This window comes from Paenibacillus sp. FSL L8-0470 (assembly GCF_038008625.1).
Taxonomy (GTDB): Bacteria; Bacillota; Bacilli; order Paenibacillales; family Paenibacillaceae; genus Paenibacillus_AQ.
Map to the genome: position 1 here is coordinate 7,056,980 of NZ_JBBOZM010000001.1, position 13,313 is coordinate 7,070,292.

Annotated in this window: 13 protein-coding genes; 5 read left to right on the forward strand and 8 right to left on the reverse strand. The window is 46.5% G+C overall.

Annotated features, from left to right (window positions below):
* The first annotated feature begins 32 nt into the window (after positions 1-32).
* A complete protein-coding gene (locus tag NST99_RS32125; RefSeq protein ID WP_341097111.1) occupies positions 33-1,208 on the forward strand; it encodes an ATP-binding response regulator in 1,176 nt (391 codons plus the stop codon).
* Positions 1,209-1,330: 122 nt separating this feature from the next.
* On the opposite strand, the gene NST99_RS32130 is transcribed toward NST99_RS32125, so the two are convergent.
* Together NST99_RS32130 and NST99_RS32135 are read right to left on the reverse strand one after the other, a co-directional pair.
* Positions 1,331-2,011, reverse strand: coding sequence for an S-layer homology domain-containing protein (locus tag NST99_RS32130; RefSeq protein WP_341097112.1), 681 nt, complete (start codon positions 2,009-2,011; stop codon positions 1,331-1,333).
* Between the two features lie 151 nt (positions 2,012-2,162).
* Positions 2,163-2,534: a winged helix-turn-helix transcriptional regulator gene (locus NST99_RS32135; protein ID WP_341097114.1), complete on the reverse strand. Its 372-nt coding sequence runs from the start codon at positions 2,532-2,534 to the stop codon at positions 2,163-2,165.
* Between the two features lie 162 nt (positions 2,535-2,696).
* Here NST99_RS32135 and NST99_RS32140 point away from each other — a divergent pair, with 162 nt between their 5' ends.
* From NST99_RS32140 to NST99_RS32150, 3 genes are all read left to right on the forward strand, one after another.
* Complete coding sequence (locus NST99_RS32140) at positions 2,697-3,902, forward strand: MFS transporter (protein WP_341097115.1); 1,206 nt, start codon at positions 2,697-2,699, stop codon at positions 3,900-3,902.
* 88 nt (positions 3,903-3,990) lie between these two features.
* A complete protein-coding gene (locus NST99_RS32145; RefSeq protein WP_341097116.1) occupies positions 3,991-4,833 on the forward strand; it encodes an aldo/keto reductase in 843 nt (280 codons plus the stop codon).
* 232 nt (positions 4,834-5,065) lie between these two features.
* Complete coding sequence (locus NST99_RS32150; RefSeq protein WP_341097118.1) at positions 5,066-5,434, forward strand: DUF1304 domain-containing protein; 369 nt, start codon at positions 5,066-5,068, stop codon at positions 5,432-5,434.
* 64 nt (positions 5,435-5,498) lie between these two features.
* Here the strand turns inward: NST99_RS32150 and NST99_RS32155 are convergent, their stop codons facing one another.
* On the reverse strand, positions 5,499-6,239 hold the full coding sequence (locus NST99_RS32155; protein ID WP_341097119.1) for a YwqG family protein: 741 nt from the start codon (positions 6,237-6,239) through the stop codon (positions 5,499-5,501).
* A 128-nt stretch (positions 6,240-6,367) separates the two neighbouring features.
* Between NST99_RS32155 and NST99_RS32160 the strand changes: the two genes are divergently transcribed.
* A complete protein-coding gene (locus NST99_RS32160; RefSeq protein ID WP_341097120.1) occupies positions 6,368-7,249 on the forward strand; it encodes a GNAT family N-acetyltransferase in 882 nt (293 codons plus the stop codon).
* Between the two features lie 74 nt (positions 7,250-7,323).
* On the opposite strand, the gene NST99_RS32165 is transcribed toward NST99_RS32160, so the two are convergent.
* The 5 genes from NST99_RS32165 to NST99_RS32185 all read right to left on the reverse strand — a co-directional run bounded on the left by NST99_RS32165 (position 7,324) and on the right by NST99_RS32185 (position 13,285).
* Positions 7,324-8,280, reverse strand: coding sequence for a hypothetical protein (locus NST99_RS32165; protein ID WP_341097122.1), 957 nt, complete (start codon positions 8,278-8,280; stop codon positions 7,324-7,326).
* On the reverse strand, positions 8,277-8,834 hold the full coding sequence (locus NST99_RS32170) for an RNA polymerase sigma factor (protein ID WP_341097124.1): 558 nt from the start codon (positions 8,832-8,834) through the stop codon (positions 8,277-8,279). Before NST99_RS32170 ends, NST99_RS32165 begins: the two co-directional genes overlap by 4 nt.
* A 556-nt stretch (positions 8,835-9,390) precedes the next feature.
* Positions 9,391-10,725 carry an SMI1/KNR4 family protein gene (locus NST99_RS32175; protein ID WP_341097126.1) on the reverse strand — a complete coding sequence of 445 codons (1,335 nt, stop codon included), beginning with the start codon at positions 10,723-10,725 and terminating at the stop codon, positions 9,391-9,393.
* Positions 10,726-11,066: 341 nt separating this feature from the next.
* Entirely contained in the window at positions 11,067-11,228 is a 162-nt protein-coding gene (locus NST99_RS32180) for a hypothetical protein (protein WP_341097128.1), read from the reverse strand.
* A gap of 482 nt (positions 11,229-11,710) precedes the next feature.
* Complete coding sequence (locus NST99_RS32185) at positions 11,711-13,285, reverse strand: response regulator (protein ID WP_341097130.1); 1,575 nt, start codon at positions 13,283-13,285, stop codon at positions 11,711-11,713.
* Positions 13,286-13,313: the final 28 nt, after the last annotated feature.

Genomic DNA, 13,313 nt, shown 5'->3' on the forward strand with positions numbered 1-13,313 from the left:
TTTAGAAATTTTAGCTGGCTGTGGGAGGAAATATGGATTATCCTGTGAATATTTTACTTGTTGATGACCGTCCGGATGAATTTCTGTCCGTTCAGGCGCTGCTTGCAGACACTCCTTATCGTCTAGTTGGTGCCAGCTCCGGTATGGATGCCTTGAAATGCCTGCTGGAGCAGGAATTCGCCCTGATTATTATGGATGTGCTGATGCCGGACATGGATGGCTTCGAAACGGCCAAGCGGATTAAAATGCGCCAGAAATCGCGGGATATCCCCATTATATTTCTAACCGCACTAACCTCCGAACTGGAGAATTATATGATAGCGTACACGGCGGGAGCGATTGATTTTCTGACCAAGCCCTTCCATCCCATTGTCCTGAAAAGCAAAATAGACGGCTTTGTCCGCCTATATAAGACCCATAAGGAACTGCAGATCAAATCACAGGAGCTGGAAGCGGCAAATGTCGTCCTTACAGAATTGAAGGAGACTGCTGAGGTTGCCCTAAGGATCAAGAGCGGGTTTCTGGCCATGATGAGCCATGAAATCCGCACCCCCTTGAATGGAATTATTGCAATGTCGGATGTGCTCAGAACATCAGAGCTGGAGACAGACGATCTGGAAATGGCAGAAATTATTCATACCAGCGGTCACGCACTTCTATCCGTAATTAATCACATTCTCGACTTCACAAAGATTGAATCTGGCAAAATGGAGCTGGACTACGAGCTGTTCAACCTGCATGCCTGCCTGAAAGAAACGATGGATCTGTTCAGGGCACTCGCCAAAGAACGCAACTTAAGTATGGAAATGGATATCGACCCGGCGATTCCCGCACTGCTGGTTGGCGATCCGAACCGTCTTAGACAGGTCCTGAACAATCTGATTGGCAATGCCATCAAGTTCACGGCAAGCGGCGGTGTAAAGGTACATACCCGTCTCAGACAATCGCTGGATGGGGTCCTGCAGCTGGAGTTTGTGGTTGAAGATACGGGCATCGGCATTCCGGCGGATAAAATGGGTTATTTATTTCAGCCCTTCACACAGATCGGCGCGACCATCAACCGCAAGTTCGGCGGAACCGGCCTTGGGTTGTCCATCTGCAAAATGCTGGTTGAACTCATGGGCGGCACCATCTATGCCAAACAAGGCATCGAACAGGGCGCCGTATTCATTTTCACCATTCAGGTTACCGAAGGCCAGCCGGATTAGTCCGCTTATGGGAACACAGAAAAACCGCAATCACTCCATTCCTTGGAGGCTTGCGGTTTTTTGTCAGTCTGGCAGGCTCTATGATTGTAAAAGAGAGTGCGATCCCGTTATCCGGCGCTTACTTATTCAGCGTATCCACCGGCAGGAGCCGGATGGGCAGCGATATATTCCAGGGCATTGTAGATCTGTTCCGCTGCTTCTGCGCGGGTAATCTCCTTGGCCGGATGGAATTTGCCTGCGGTGTCCAGACTGGCGATTCCAAGGGCAAGTGCCCGCTGAAGGGAGCCGTCGTAGCCGCCCGTGAAATCAGCTTCGTCGGCAATATCCACCGGCATGAGCTTGATCATCGGAAGGTTGCTGTGCTTCTCAATCGCCAGCATCAGCTGATGGGTGAACTCTTCCCGCGTCCAGTTCTCCGCAGGGTCCAAATCTGCCGGCAGGCCAATATTGTTATTGGCAGCGATAATCAGCGCATCCGCATACCAGGCCGTATTGCTGGCATTCGGGAAATAGTCCGTCGCCTGCGGGGCTTTGATGAAGCGAACCATGTCGATATTAAGATCCAGGGCATTGACGAATAGTTGAATGCCTTGGGCAGTGGTAACCGGAGCATTCGGCAGGAATTTACTATCAGTGACCCCGTGAATAATCCCCTTTTGCTGCAGCTCTTCAATTTTTGCTTTAGCCGGGATACCGGCCAGATCCTGAAAATAAGCAGCGGCGGCAAAGCTCTGCCCGGCAAAAGTCAATGTCAGTACTGCCGCTGCGGACAGCACAAGCTGTTTGAATGTATGATTATTCATGTCTACTCACCTCACGGTAGGTTTACTTGCTTAATTGTGCCTTCTTTCTACCAGACGGAGCCGATTATCAAAAGTTGCAGTTCATCTGCTGCTATTGGAACGTAGGACAGCCCCGGCTCAATGCGTCATTTCCGCAGAGAGCCGGGGCTGTTCAGTCTGCCTTTTTGTGGTTCAGCACATTGTCCTCCAGAACGGCAAATTTATCGCCATATTCCCTGATGATATGCTGTTCCCCCCAAGCGCAGAGGGAATCCAGAATCGACCGCAGCGACAAGCCGTATTCGCTGAGCTCATATTCCACTTTTGGCGGCACCTGGTTGTAGCTGATCCGGTTGACGATGCCGTCCTGCTCCAGCTCCCGGAGCTGCTGGGTAAGCATTTTCTGTGTAATATTCGGCATATGGCGCTTCAAATCACTTGTCCGCATCTTGCCGTGGGTCAGGTGGCAAAGAATAACGCATTTCCACTTGCCGCCGATCACCTCCAGCGTTGCTTCCACGGAAATATTATATTTTTTAGCCATGAGGATTCCTCCTGAAAAGTTTGGTGAGCTTTGTCTTCAAATACACCTGCGGGTACTTTTTAGTACCTATAGCACTAAAAAGTACGTACTATCCTTTAACGTCCTGGTAATCCATAATAGCACTTACCGGCCGGTGATTACCATACTGTAGGAGTGGAAAACATGTCCTTAGATAAAAGAAGAAGCACCCTGGCGCTGCTGGCTTTGGCAATCAGCGCCTTTGCGATAGGAACAACCGAGTTTGTCAGTGTCGGCCTGCTGCCGCTCATTGCTGATGACCTGCATATATCCGTAACTACAGCGGGATTGACCGTCACTCTATATGCGCTGGGCGTTACCTTCGGCGCACCCGTGTTAACGTCACTGACCACGGCGGTCTCACGCAAAACCCTGCTGCTGGCGCTGATGCTTCTGTTCATTGCCGGCAACAGTCTGGCCGCTGCCGCTGACGGAATTGCCGTGCTGCTAACCGCACGGGTCATTTCGGCCCTCTCACATGGCCTGTTTATGTCCATTGCCTCAACCATTGCTGCCGATCTCGTGCCCGAGGACCGCAGGGCCAGCGCCATTTCGGTGATGTTCACCGGACTTACGGTTGCTACCGTAACCGGAGTGCCGCTGGGTACATTCCTCGGGCAGCAGCTTGGCTGGCGGGCTGCCTTTATCGCCATAGTCATTACCGGTATCGCCGCACTGATCGGGAACCTGGTTCTCGTTCCCTCCGGTCTGCGCAAAGGCACGAAGACGCCTTTGCGCGACCAGGTCAAGCTGGTGACGAATGGCCGCTTGCTGCTCGCTTTTGCAATTACAGCTTTGGGATACGGCGGCACCTTTGTCGTCTTCACCTATTTATCGCCTCTGTTACATGATATCAGCGGCTTCAAGGAAAAGACGGTTGCCGTCATTCTGCTGGTATACGGCATCGCCATTGCCATCGGCAATGTGATCGGCGGCAAGGCGGCGAACCGCAAGCCGATGAACGCCTTGTTCTATATGTTCGCCCTGCAGGCTGTCGTTCTGCTGGTTTTGGCTTTCACGGCACCCTTTAAGGCCGCAGCACTGATCACCATCTTCTTCATGGGGCTGCTCGCATTCATGAACGTACCGGGCCTGCAGGTTTTTGTCGTAATGCTCGCCGACCGGTATGCGCCAAGCGCCAGAGATATCGCCTCTGCTGTCAATATTGCCGCCTTTAACGCCGGCATTGCCATCGGAGCATACCTTGGAGGGCTTGTCACCGATCACATGGGACTGATTCATACCACATGGGTAGGATCAATCATGGTATTCGGCGCTGTAATCCTTACCGCCTGGAGCCGTGCGCTGGAACGAAAAGATGAGCTTACACTTCAGACTGAAGCCGCCTGATCACCTGCCGCTCCATTCAATCCGTTTCAAATACTCAAAGTACTAACTGCAAATCACTAATCACATTACATTCTGGAGGTTATTATAGATGGCACAGCATTTACAGGATACGACTACACTGCAGAACGGCGTGAAGATGCCCTGGCTAGGATTGGGCGTCTTTAAGGTCGCCGACGGGGAGGAGCTGGTACTGTCCGTGAAACAGGCCATTGCCCATGGCTACCGCAGCATTGATACCGCTGCTGCTTATCAGAACGAACGGGGCGTTGGCCAGGCGATAGCCGAGGCTATGAAGGATAACGGACTGAACCGTGAAGATCTGTTCGTCACCTCCAAGGTCTGGAACGCTGATCTCGGCTACGATGCAACACTTGCCGCCTATGAGGCCAGTCTGGAGAAGCTGGGCCTGGAATATCTGGATTTGTATCTCATTCATTGGCCGGTAGAGGGCAAATACAAAGAGTCCTGGCGGGCGCTGGAAACGTTGTACACAGCGGGCCGGGTCAAAGCGATCGGTGTCAGCAACTTCCAGATTCATCATCTGGAGGATGTGATGCAGGATGCCGTAATCAAGCCGATGGTCAATCAGGTGGAGCTGCATCCTTACTTGTCCCAGCAGCCCCTGAGAAGCTTCAGCAAGGAGCAGGGCATCCAGATCGAAGCCTGGTCGCCACTCATGCAGGGACAGCTGCTGGAGCAGCCTGTACTGCAGGAAATCGCCGCCGCATACGGCAAATCCGTAGCACAGGTTATCCTGCGCTGGGACTTGCAGCATGGCATTATCACGATTCCGAAGTCAACGAAGGAACAGCGGATTATCGAGAATGCTGCTTTGTTCGACTTCCAGCTCAGCGATGAAGACATGAGCCGGATTGACGGGCTGAACCGCGATGAGCGGGTCGGTCCGGATCCCGATAACTTTGATTTCTAAGCGGACACCACGCTAGAATCATACAATAAAAGAAACGACGGCAGCCATGGACAAGAATAACGTCCTAGACTGCCGTCGTTTTATATTTCTCCTTCAGATACCTTTAGGAGTGCTCCCTTTTATAAACAATTGACAAAAATTCGGAAATTAGATATATTTAGTTTTGTAATATTATATTTTGCAAAATATAATTTAGATAACTACTAATTAGGATGGAATGGAGGAGATTGTAATGATGATTTTGAGTACGATACTCGTAGCACTGGTTGCGCTTGAGCATGTATATATTTTGGTTTTGGAAATGTTTATGTGGACTACTCCAAGAGCGCAGAAGGCGTTTGGAATCAGCAGGCAGTTTGCGCAGGAAACAAAGTCACTAGCCGCTAACCAAGGACTGTATAATGGCTTTCTGGCCGCTGGTTTATTATGGGGATTGTTCCATCCGAATGAAACGACGGGGTTTCAGCTTCAGCTATTTTTTCTGATCTGTGTCGGTGTGGCAGCGATTTATGGCAGCGTCACTGCCAAGAAGTCGATTTTATGGGTTCAGGGCCTCCCGGCCTTTGTGGCTATTCTGGCTGTTCTTGTGGCGAATCTGTAGGTCAATTCCCCATAGTGAGCCATCCTTTGTGGATGGCTCTTTTTGTGCCCTCTTCTCCAGAACATTAACCGGCATCAGACTTAAGCGCACTAAAGTCCAAATTCTTAAGCCGTTCTGTTTCAATAAATATCATCAAATTGTCGCCATCATGCCAACACCATTCAAGATCATCATCGGAGGCAATGGTTAACAGAGAGATCCACCCCGCTCCAGGCGATGGATCATATTCAAGTGTACAATGAGAAGGATAACCTAGAAGGTAGTCTGAGCTTTTATGCAAAGAATCTCGTATTTCAGTGTATATGTCGTTCTCTTCTTCCCCGAAAGGCCAGTCCTTCACCTGGTATTCGTCATAAGGAATATCCATCGCCGGGATAAATTCAATCACAGTGGTCTTGCCATTATCGGAATTGGGCGGCGGCGATATCTCCTCCAGATCTATGGATTCAGGAATATATATAGCATGAACATATCCGTCCTCAAAAGCCTCCAGGCAACCCTCACCCTCGGGGTCATCCGCTACAAAAAGACTTAGGAGTCCTGTAGATGGCAAGTCTGCTCCAGTTAATGAGATTTCCGCAAAATTGATTTGGCCCAGGAATCGATATGGATTGCCCGCATATGTAGGCCATTCGCTACCGGCTGGTAAATCAGGCGCTCCTCCAAAACGGCTACAGCCCAATCGTGGTTCAACATCGTTATTCTTAACTATATCAATTGCTGGTCTCACAACTTGGCGTAGATACTCTTTATGGCGTGCTATCCCTGACTGTTCTATCTTCTCTAAAAAGTCGTTGTTATTCATTTGTATCTCCTTCTCCTTGAAAAACTTTACGATTTCAAGCGGCAAGTTTTGTTTAATATGTTCTCTGCATAGATTATAAAAAAATCTCATGATACCTTATTTCATATAACGACAGAGGAGGTCATAACATGAAGATTACGTTAAGAAGGTATAGATTACTTTCCGATTTTGAAAGAGTCTCTCAGTTCATGAGATTAAACTTCAAGAAGTATCAGTTGGGTGGTAATGTCCCGCAGCCTTTTTGGGAGTATGCGCATACACACCCTTATTTTAATCATTCTCTAACACATCGATTCGGTATTTGGGAGGAGAACGAAGAAGTTGTAGGTGTAGCTTGCTATGAAATGGACGTTGGCGAATGCTACTTTTCAACCAAAGAAGGATATGATTTTTTAAAACATGAAATGGTTGAATATGCAGAGACAGAGCTGTCTAAGAGATCCGCTGACCAATACAGCCTCGATATTAGGGTATACGATTATGAAGAATATCTTATAAAATCGCTTGTCCAAAAAGGATATCACAAGGTATACAGTGAGCCAATCCGAGTTTACAATTACGTTTCGGGTTTTTCCACGCGCACATTACCCGAGGGATTCACTTTCATAACTTTAGAAAATGAAAATGACCTGCGTAAAATTAACGATGTATTGTGGCGGGGATTCAACCATGGAGACGAGCCTGACGATGACCTTGATTCCAGATTGCTCATGCAGAGTGGTCCACATTTCAGAAAGGACCTTACCGCAATAATAAAAGCCCCCAATGGAGAGTACGCCTGTTTTGCCGGAATGTGGGTTGATGGTGTGAACGATTTTGCATATCTTGAACCCCTTGCTACAGATCCGCGATATCGCAGTTTAGGGCTGGCAACTGTAGCCGTAACCGAGCTAATGAAGCGCACTGAACCATTAGGAGCTACTTATTGTTTCGGAGGCGCTCCCGACTTTTATCCCAAAATTGGTTTTGAAACCGCCTGCCACCGGGAAATGTGGTCAAAAGCATGGTAACCAAACGGCAGACAGAAGCGGATATTATCTGACCCTATTCCCGCTTCTGTTTGCCGGAATTAACCGTTAACTTCTCATCTAGACTCACTAAGTCCTTTCACTTCTATTACCTTTTTACTAAACTGATACGTTACAGTAACATTTTCTATAACCGCAGTATCCTGATAGGCAAGAGAACCCTCAAACTCTAAAGTATCATTGTCTTTCCACACTATTTTATCTGCATAGCTATAATTCTCATAATCTGTGCGAATCCATGTATCTAATTCTTTTTGTGCACCATATTTGACTCTTGCAGATTCTACTAACTCTGGACTTGTCATTCCCTCTTCAATATTAATAATTTGAACGAATTCACTTTTATTAGAGCATGTCACTATCGCAACTAACTTCTTATTGGGTGAAGGAATAATATCTGTAATATACATAGATGGTGGAGAAAAACTTGAATATTCTTTAAGCACATTGTCTTTTATCCTCCAGAGGACATTTTGACTCCCATAATCCGAATAATTATTAAATAACGCAAACAATATACTTCCGTCTGCCAACTTAAAAACATAAGGGCTCCGGTAACTTTTTGACAGAATATCTATAGCGAAAGCAGCCGAATCGGCGATTTTTTGATTATCATTTTCTAAAAATGGCTGGAGTTCTTTTAACGCTTTTTCTCTCAGCTTTTGATCATTAAAGCATTCTACTAGCCTATTAATAGCAATATATACATATTCTTCATTATCACTTTTTAAAGCGTGCAGAAATTTATCCGCATCATATTGAGTAACAGGCGCTAGCTCCATGTCTTCAGCTCTTAAATAACGTATATAAGGCTCTGCATTTTGATTATTTTTATAATATTCTGTTGCTAATAAAGCTGAAGCGGTTGAACTATAAAGGATAAGGCAGGCAACCAAAACAACCCACTTTTTAGAAATACTTTTTTTCCTTTTCCCGATTCCACTGTGCTCTGCCGCTTCAATTAAGTTCTCATCAATGAATCCGATCTCTCTATATAACTCTTCTCTTTTCATAGGTTAACCCCCTCTTTCTCCAGATGAACTTTAAGTTTATTTCTTAATCTAAATAATATGGACTTCACTTTACTGCTACTCATATTAAAACTCTTAGAAAGATCCTTTATTGAATAGGAGTACCAGTACCTCCCAATAAATAAATTTCTTGCTTGCTCATCTAAGGCATATAAAAATTGATTGATTAAATTGGCTATCTCACCTGCTTCATACTCTGTTTCTACAGTCTCAGGGGAAGCTAAACATTCTTCTAATTCAGTTAAAATAACTTCAAACTCACGATTACGCTTTTTCGCTGAATTATAACCATGTTTATCAAGCGCAATATTACGTGTGATCCTCCCTAGAAATACAGGGAACTTCCTAGGCATATTAGGGGGTATTGCATTCCATGCTCCTAAGTATGTATCGTTCTCACACTCTTCAATATCCGAATAACTGGAAAGTGTGTTTCTTGCAATCACTCTGCAGTATGCCCCATATTTATTCTTAGTCTCTATAATGGCTTGCTGTGAACGCTGTAAGTACAGGCGAACTATTCCCTGATCTTCCATCCGGTATTCTCCTTTACAAATCTTATCCCTCTTATCTATATAGTAGAAAGTTCGTAGGATTGGTTGCACTTTTCTCGACTCTTTCCTATTAATTAGAGCGTGTCCTCAAACTGGAAGAGCTCTGGGGAAGCAGGGTTTAGTATTGAATGAAGATAGGGTCCCTAAAAGCACACAGCGGATTCGTTCACTCGGACTCAGGAGACGCTATCGAGAGTAAAACCCCTGTTTATTCTCTTTTGCGGACCCAGATGCACTTATCTGCTCTGGATTCTATCTAAAAACGGTCTTCAGGGAGAAATAACTGCGCTGGAGTCCGTTTCCTTACTGTAACAGGCTAAAAGCCCCAAATAGGTGCAACTCGGTCCGTTTGTGCTCAGAGCCAGGAATACACTTTCCGGACGCACACGCCCTTGTTCAAAAATGTTTTTTTATTATTCCTTATTCTCATCCAAACAGCAAGAAAGGCCCCTCCCTTTCAGGACGACCTTTTCCTTGAGAGATTGAACCAATGTTCTCTTCGCGCCAAGCCTCTCTATTTCGATATGGATTACTATACTCACGATTCATCTTTGTCAAAATAGTCATCGGTCAAATGCAGTTCCCGCAAACAACCGATAAATTTCTCTCTGAAATTCGGATTGCCTTTATACTCCGGCCATACCGCCTTATAGTAAGGCAGCAACTTCTCATGTGGAATAAGGCCCCAGTATAAAATCGAGTTATTCAGAACCTGCGGGCCGCCCCCCATCAACATCTGTTCAATGATCTCCCAGCTTCCCTGCTTGTTCTCACAACTGCGCGCGGCATAGATGGCAGTAGTTTGCATCTTCGGGTCGGCGTGGCACAAGAAAGGTGCAAAGTTCTGGAGAGTAATCGCACCGTAATCCTCCAGGATATACGCTGCATAACGCAACGTTTCCGGGTCGTGAATCCTGTCAAGCCTTTGCAAGATCACTGGAATGAACTCCGTTAAATTCACAGTTTTACTGGAAGCCTGCAGAATCTCTAAAGCTTGCAGAAAACCCTCATGCCCATCCGATTGCAACAGCTCCAGAAGATATTTTCTACCCGCATCAAAAGAAGTTTTGCAGATTAGCCAAATTGCTGTCGTCCGATTTTTTGGGCTTTGCTTCGCTATATTTTTCAAAAAACCAAGGGTTGGCTGAGAGATTTTCTTAAACTTGAACATTCCATCTAGCGCTTTTGCCTGGATTTCTTCGTTTGGAGCGCTCTGATAAATCTGGATCAGCGCATTCTCATCACCCGGCATTCGACTGCCAAACCACCCGTTATCATAATCCAGAATAATTTCATCCAGCCAGCGCTCATACCAGTCCAGAAAGTTGTCTTCATAGACAAAGAAAAAGGGATGATCGGGATGAAAATCGGAGGTGTACACAATTCTCCCCCTGTGTTTCCCTTCAAGCACAAGATACATATCGTATTCGCAGCCTTGGGTGCCTATGCACAACATGCCTCCCAGCACCTTATTACGGGCGTCGTCGTATTCCTCATCGGGGATGTCCTCGTCGTTGGTCAAGGGCTCCGTCAGATGGTTCCATTCCTCTTTGGTCATCCCGGGATGCAGAACAGCTTCTGCAAGGAGTGCCTGGCGCTCGGTATAGGAAGCTGCCTTTTCGATCGAATAAATTCCATAATAGGGTCCGGCGCCTCCGTTGCCGACTTTCGTTAAAAACTGCGCGAAAGGCTCAGGAAGTGTGACCTGATTGTGGGCTTGCCAGTCCGCCAGCTCTTTTGCTGCAAGCTTCCCATTAACCCTGTATTGATGTGAGGATGATCCAAACTCCGAGAAAGCCGTGTCTTTACACATGGCTAGATTCAATTTGTTTTTTATTCGATCCAGTTGCGTTTCTTTCTTCCCAAACCACATATTTGAACCCTCCTGTTGACGATAGCCAGGTTTTCTTTGTTTGCCACAACGATAGTATGTATATAATTTATATCCGTAAGGTACAACAGTTCCTGTATGCAAGGCAGTTTTAAAAAGGGCCACCCTTCACAGGATGACCCTTTCTTTTGTAGATCAAGCTTCCGCCTGACGGGTGCTCATTTAATCACTCATAATTATACGTTTATACGATAAGGGCAACAATCTTTCACTTCAACTTTTACACCGGATAATACCGCTCCTCTCCCAAAATGGTCCCGATCGCATTCTGCCGCCCGCTGCCATGATGGTTACAGTGCCTCCTGCTGTTATGTTTGATGCATTCAGCGTAAGCGTGTTATTGTCGCACTGGCTGCAGGTGCCAGACTTACAGTAATGTCCACAGTCCGGGTATCCGTTATGGCGGTATCGGTCCAGGACGTTCCGTCCCATACCTGCTTCTGATGGGTCGCTAATAGAAGTCTCATTACTTTTCTCGTAAGCATAAATACCTCCTCAAGATCAATATTCTGCTCCTTAAGCATGGGAAAACCGATAGGATATGCCGATGACACGAAAAAAACGGTTTGATGGCTGGCCGTAAAACGCCGTGGAGTGGTAGCCCAGGTAACCCGGTTTATTCAAACCTATACCGGCCATCGATGAAAAGCAGCGCAGCTCCGTTTGCCGAACCTGTATACTTGCTTGTTCTGTGTAAACGCTAATAATATATAACAAGTCCCATTTTTACGGCTGATCAACCCCCTCCCTTTTCCTCTTTTTGGTGATAAACCTTATCGAGAATAGTAATCGCTTTCATTTCCCGTCACACGGAGTTATTCATTTACTATAATCCTTCTCCAAAAAAAAGGAGCGGGGTAAGCCCACTCTCCAGGGATAAAATTGTACTGTTCTAACAGATACCAGCCATCACTCTGTAGCACAAGCATCATTCGGACCACGAGCGCATCAATCAAAATGCCGAACGCTAGTGATGATCTCCTTCGCTTTTTATCATATGCTCTTCTCTATACTGGCCGGGACTAACGCCTACATGCTTCTTGAACACTTGACAGAAATACCGCTGGTTATCATATCCGACATTAGTGGATATTTTAGAGATTTTGAAGCTGCTTTCCCTCAGCATCTTTTTTGCTTGCCGGATGCGCAGCAAAGTGACATATTCCAGAATCGTTTGCCCGGTTGATTTAGAATATAAGTTGCTTACATAGGAAGCGTTGAGATCAAACCGCTCTGCCAATTGATCGAGCTGGATATTCTCATGATAATGGGATTCAAGATAAGCTTTGATTTCATGAACCACCTTTTCCTTCAGGGTAGTCTTCGTTACGTTCAAATAAAATTGCACACTCTGCGCCAAATCCATACATATTTTCTTCAAAGATGCCCAATCCGGCGCTTCATGTATCTCTTCAATCAGCCGCGTGCGGTCTCCGGTCACTCTCTCGATCTTGATTCCATAGTCCTGCCCGATCAGATCGTGCAACCGGTTAGCCCACTGGGCGCCTGTCTTCTTCAGGGTATCGGGAGCGATTAATTGCTTTGTCCCCCATTCTGTCCAACGTTCTAGCATCGCTTCGAACTCTTTTTGTTCGTAACGGATAAAGGATTGTATTTGATTAGACCAATCGGAGACCACTCTTTCTGAAACACGGGAAATCTCCGTCCAGCTGCTCACGTCCATTACCGGAGCGCCGAAGAACAAACCCATTTGACATGCCTTGCAGGCTGCCAAATACGAGACATGCATATGCATTATTTCGGTTACAACCGGACCGATTCCAAACGACAATAAAGTATCGTCCCATGAGCCGTCATTTGAAAATGTTGCGGCTGCAGCCATCAGAATTTCCGTTAATGACGCGTCTTTCTCCAGACTCGCCATGCATAATAAGATGACTTTTTGCTGCTCATAGAGCAGATCCACGACGATTCCGCGGTTCGTCAAAAAGCTCAGGAGAGCATCGGTAATGCCCTTATCCTTCATTCGTTCGAGCAAAAGCGTCGCCGGGCTTCCAATCAGGATCACTGCAAACTGGTCATATTGTCCGTATGGCGTTTGATCGAATGATGGACGTTTTCCATTGACGATTAGATCCGTAAATATCGCCCGGTCTAATGCTTTTGCAATTCGATGCTCAGGGTTATTCCCCGTTTGATCCGCTTTGCGCCCCAGACGTTGAATTGCCCTTGAGACGGTCCTTGCCACTTCATCTAGCTCTGCAGGCTTGATCAGATAATCCACCGCCTCCAGTTCAATGGCCTCTTTGGCGTATTCAAACTCGGAATAGCCGCTCACGATGATGCATTCCGCTTTGCAGCCATTCTCCTTCAGGGTACGGATCAGCTCAAGTCCGTTCAAGCCAGGCATCCTAATATCTGTCAGAACAATGTCCGGGTCCGACTGAAGAATCCGTTCCAAGGCTTGTTTGCCATTATTTGCAGTGCCCACAATCCGTATCCCAGATGCATTCCAATCGATCATGGCCGACAATGTCTCCACCACAAGCTGTTCGTCATCCGCTATAAAAAGTTTATACATGATGTTATCCCACCTTCGCAGCCCGGCC

Bases quoted from the DNA above. Each gene is read 5' to 3' on its own strand.
- NST99_RS32125 (WP_341097111.1), top strand. From the start codon at position 33: ATGGATTATCCTGTGAATATTTTACTTGTTGATGACCGTCCGGATGAA.
- NST99_RS32130 (WP_341097112.1), bottom strand. From the start codon at position 2,011: ATGAATAATCATACATTCAAACAGCTTGTGCTGTCCGCAGCGGCAGTA.
- NST99_RS32135 (WP_341097114.1), bottom strand. From the start codon at position 2,534: ATGGCTAAAAAATATAATATTTCCGTGGAAGCAACGCTGGAGGTGATC.
- NST99_RS32140 (WP_341097115.1), top strand. From the start codon at position 2,697: ATGTCCTTAGATAAAAGAAGAAGCACCCTGGCGCTGCTGGCTTTGGCA.
- NST99_RS32145 (WP_341097116.1), top strand. From the start codon at position 3,991: ATGGCACAGCATTTACAGGATACGACTACACTGCAGAACGGCGTGAAG.
- NST99_RS32150 (WP_341097118.1), top strand. From the start codon at position 5,066: ATGATGATTTTGAGTACGATACTCGTAGCACTGGTTGCGCTTGAGCAT.
- NST99_RS32155 (WP_341097119.1), bottom strand. From the start codon at position 6,239: ATGAATAACAACGACTTTTTAGAGAAGATAGAACAGTCAGGGATAGCA.
- NST99_RS32160 (WP_341097120.1), top strand. From the start codon at position 6,368: ATGAAGATTACGTTAAGAAGGTATAGATTACTTTCCGATTTTGAAAGA.
- NST99_RS32165 (WP_341097122.1), bottom strand. From the start codon at position 8,280: ATGAAAAGAGAAGAGTTATATAGAGAGATCGGATTCATTGATGAGAAC.
- NST99_RS32170 (WP_341097124.1), bottom strand. From the start codon at position 8,834: ATGGAAGATCAGGGAATAGTTCGCCTGTACTTACAGCGTTCACAGCAA.
- NST99_RS32175 (WP_341097126.1), bottom strand. From the start codon at position 10,725: ATGTGGTTTGGGAAGAAAGAAACGCAACTGGATCGAATAAAAAACAAA.
- NST99_RS32180 (WP_341097128.1), bottom strand. From the start codon at position 11,228: ATGCTTACGAGAAAAGTAATGAGACTTCTATTAGCGACCCATCAGAAG.
- NST99_RS32185 (WP_341097130.1), bottom strand. From the start codon at position 13,285: ATGTATAAACTTTTTATAGCGGATGACGAACAGCTTGTGGTGGAGACA.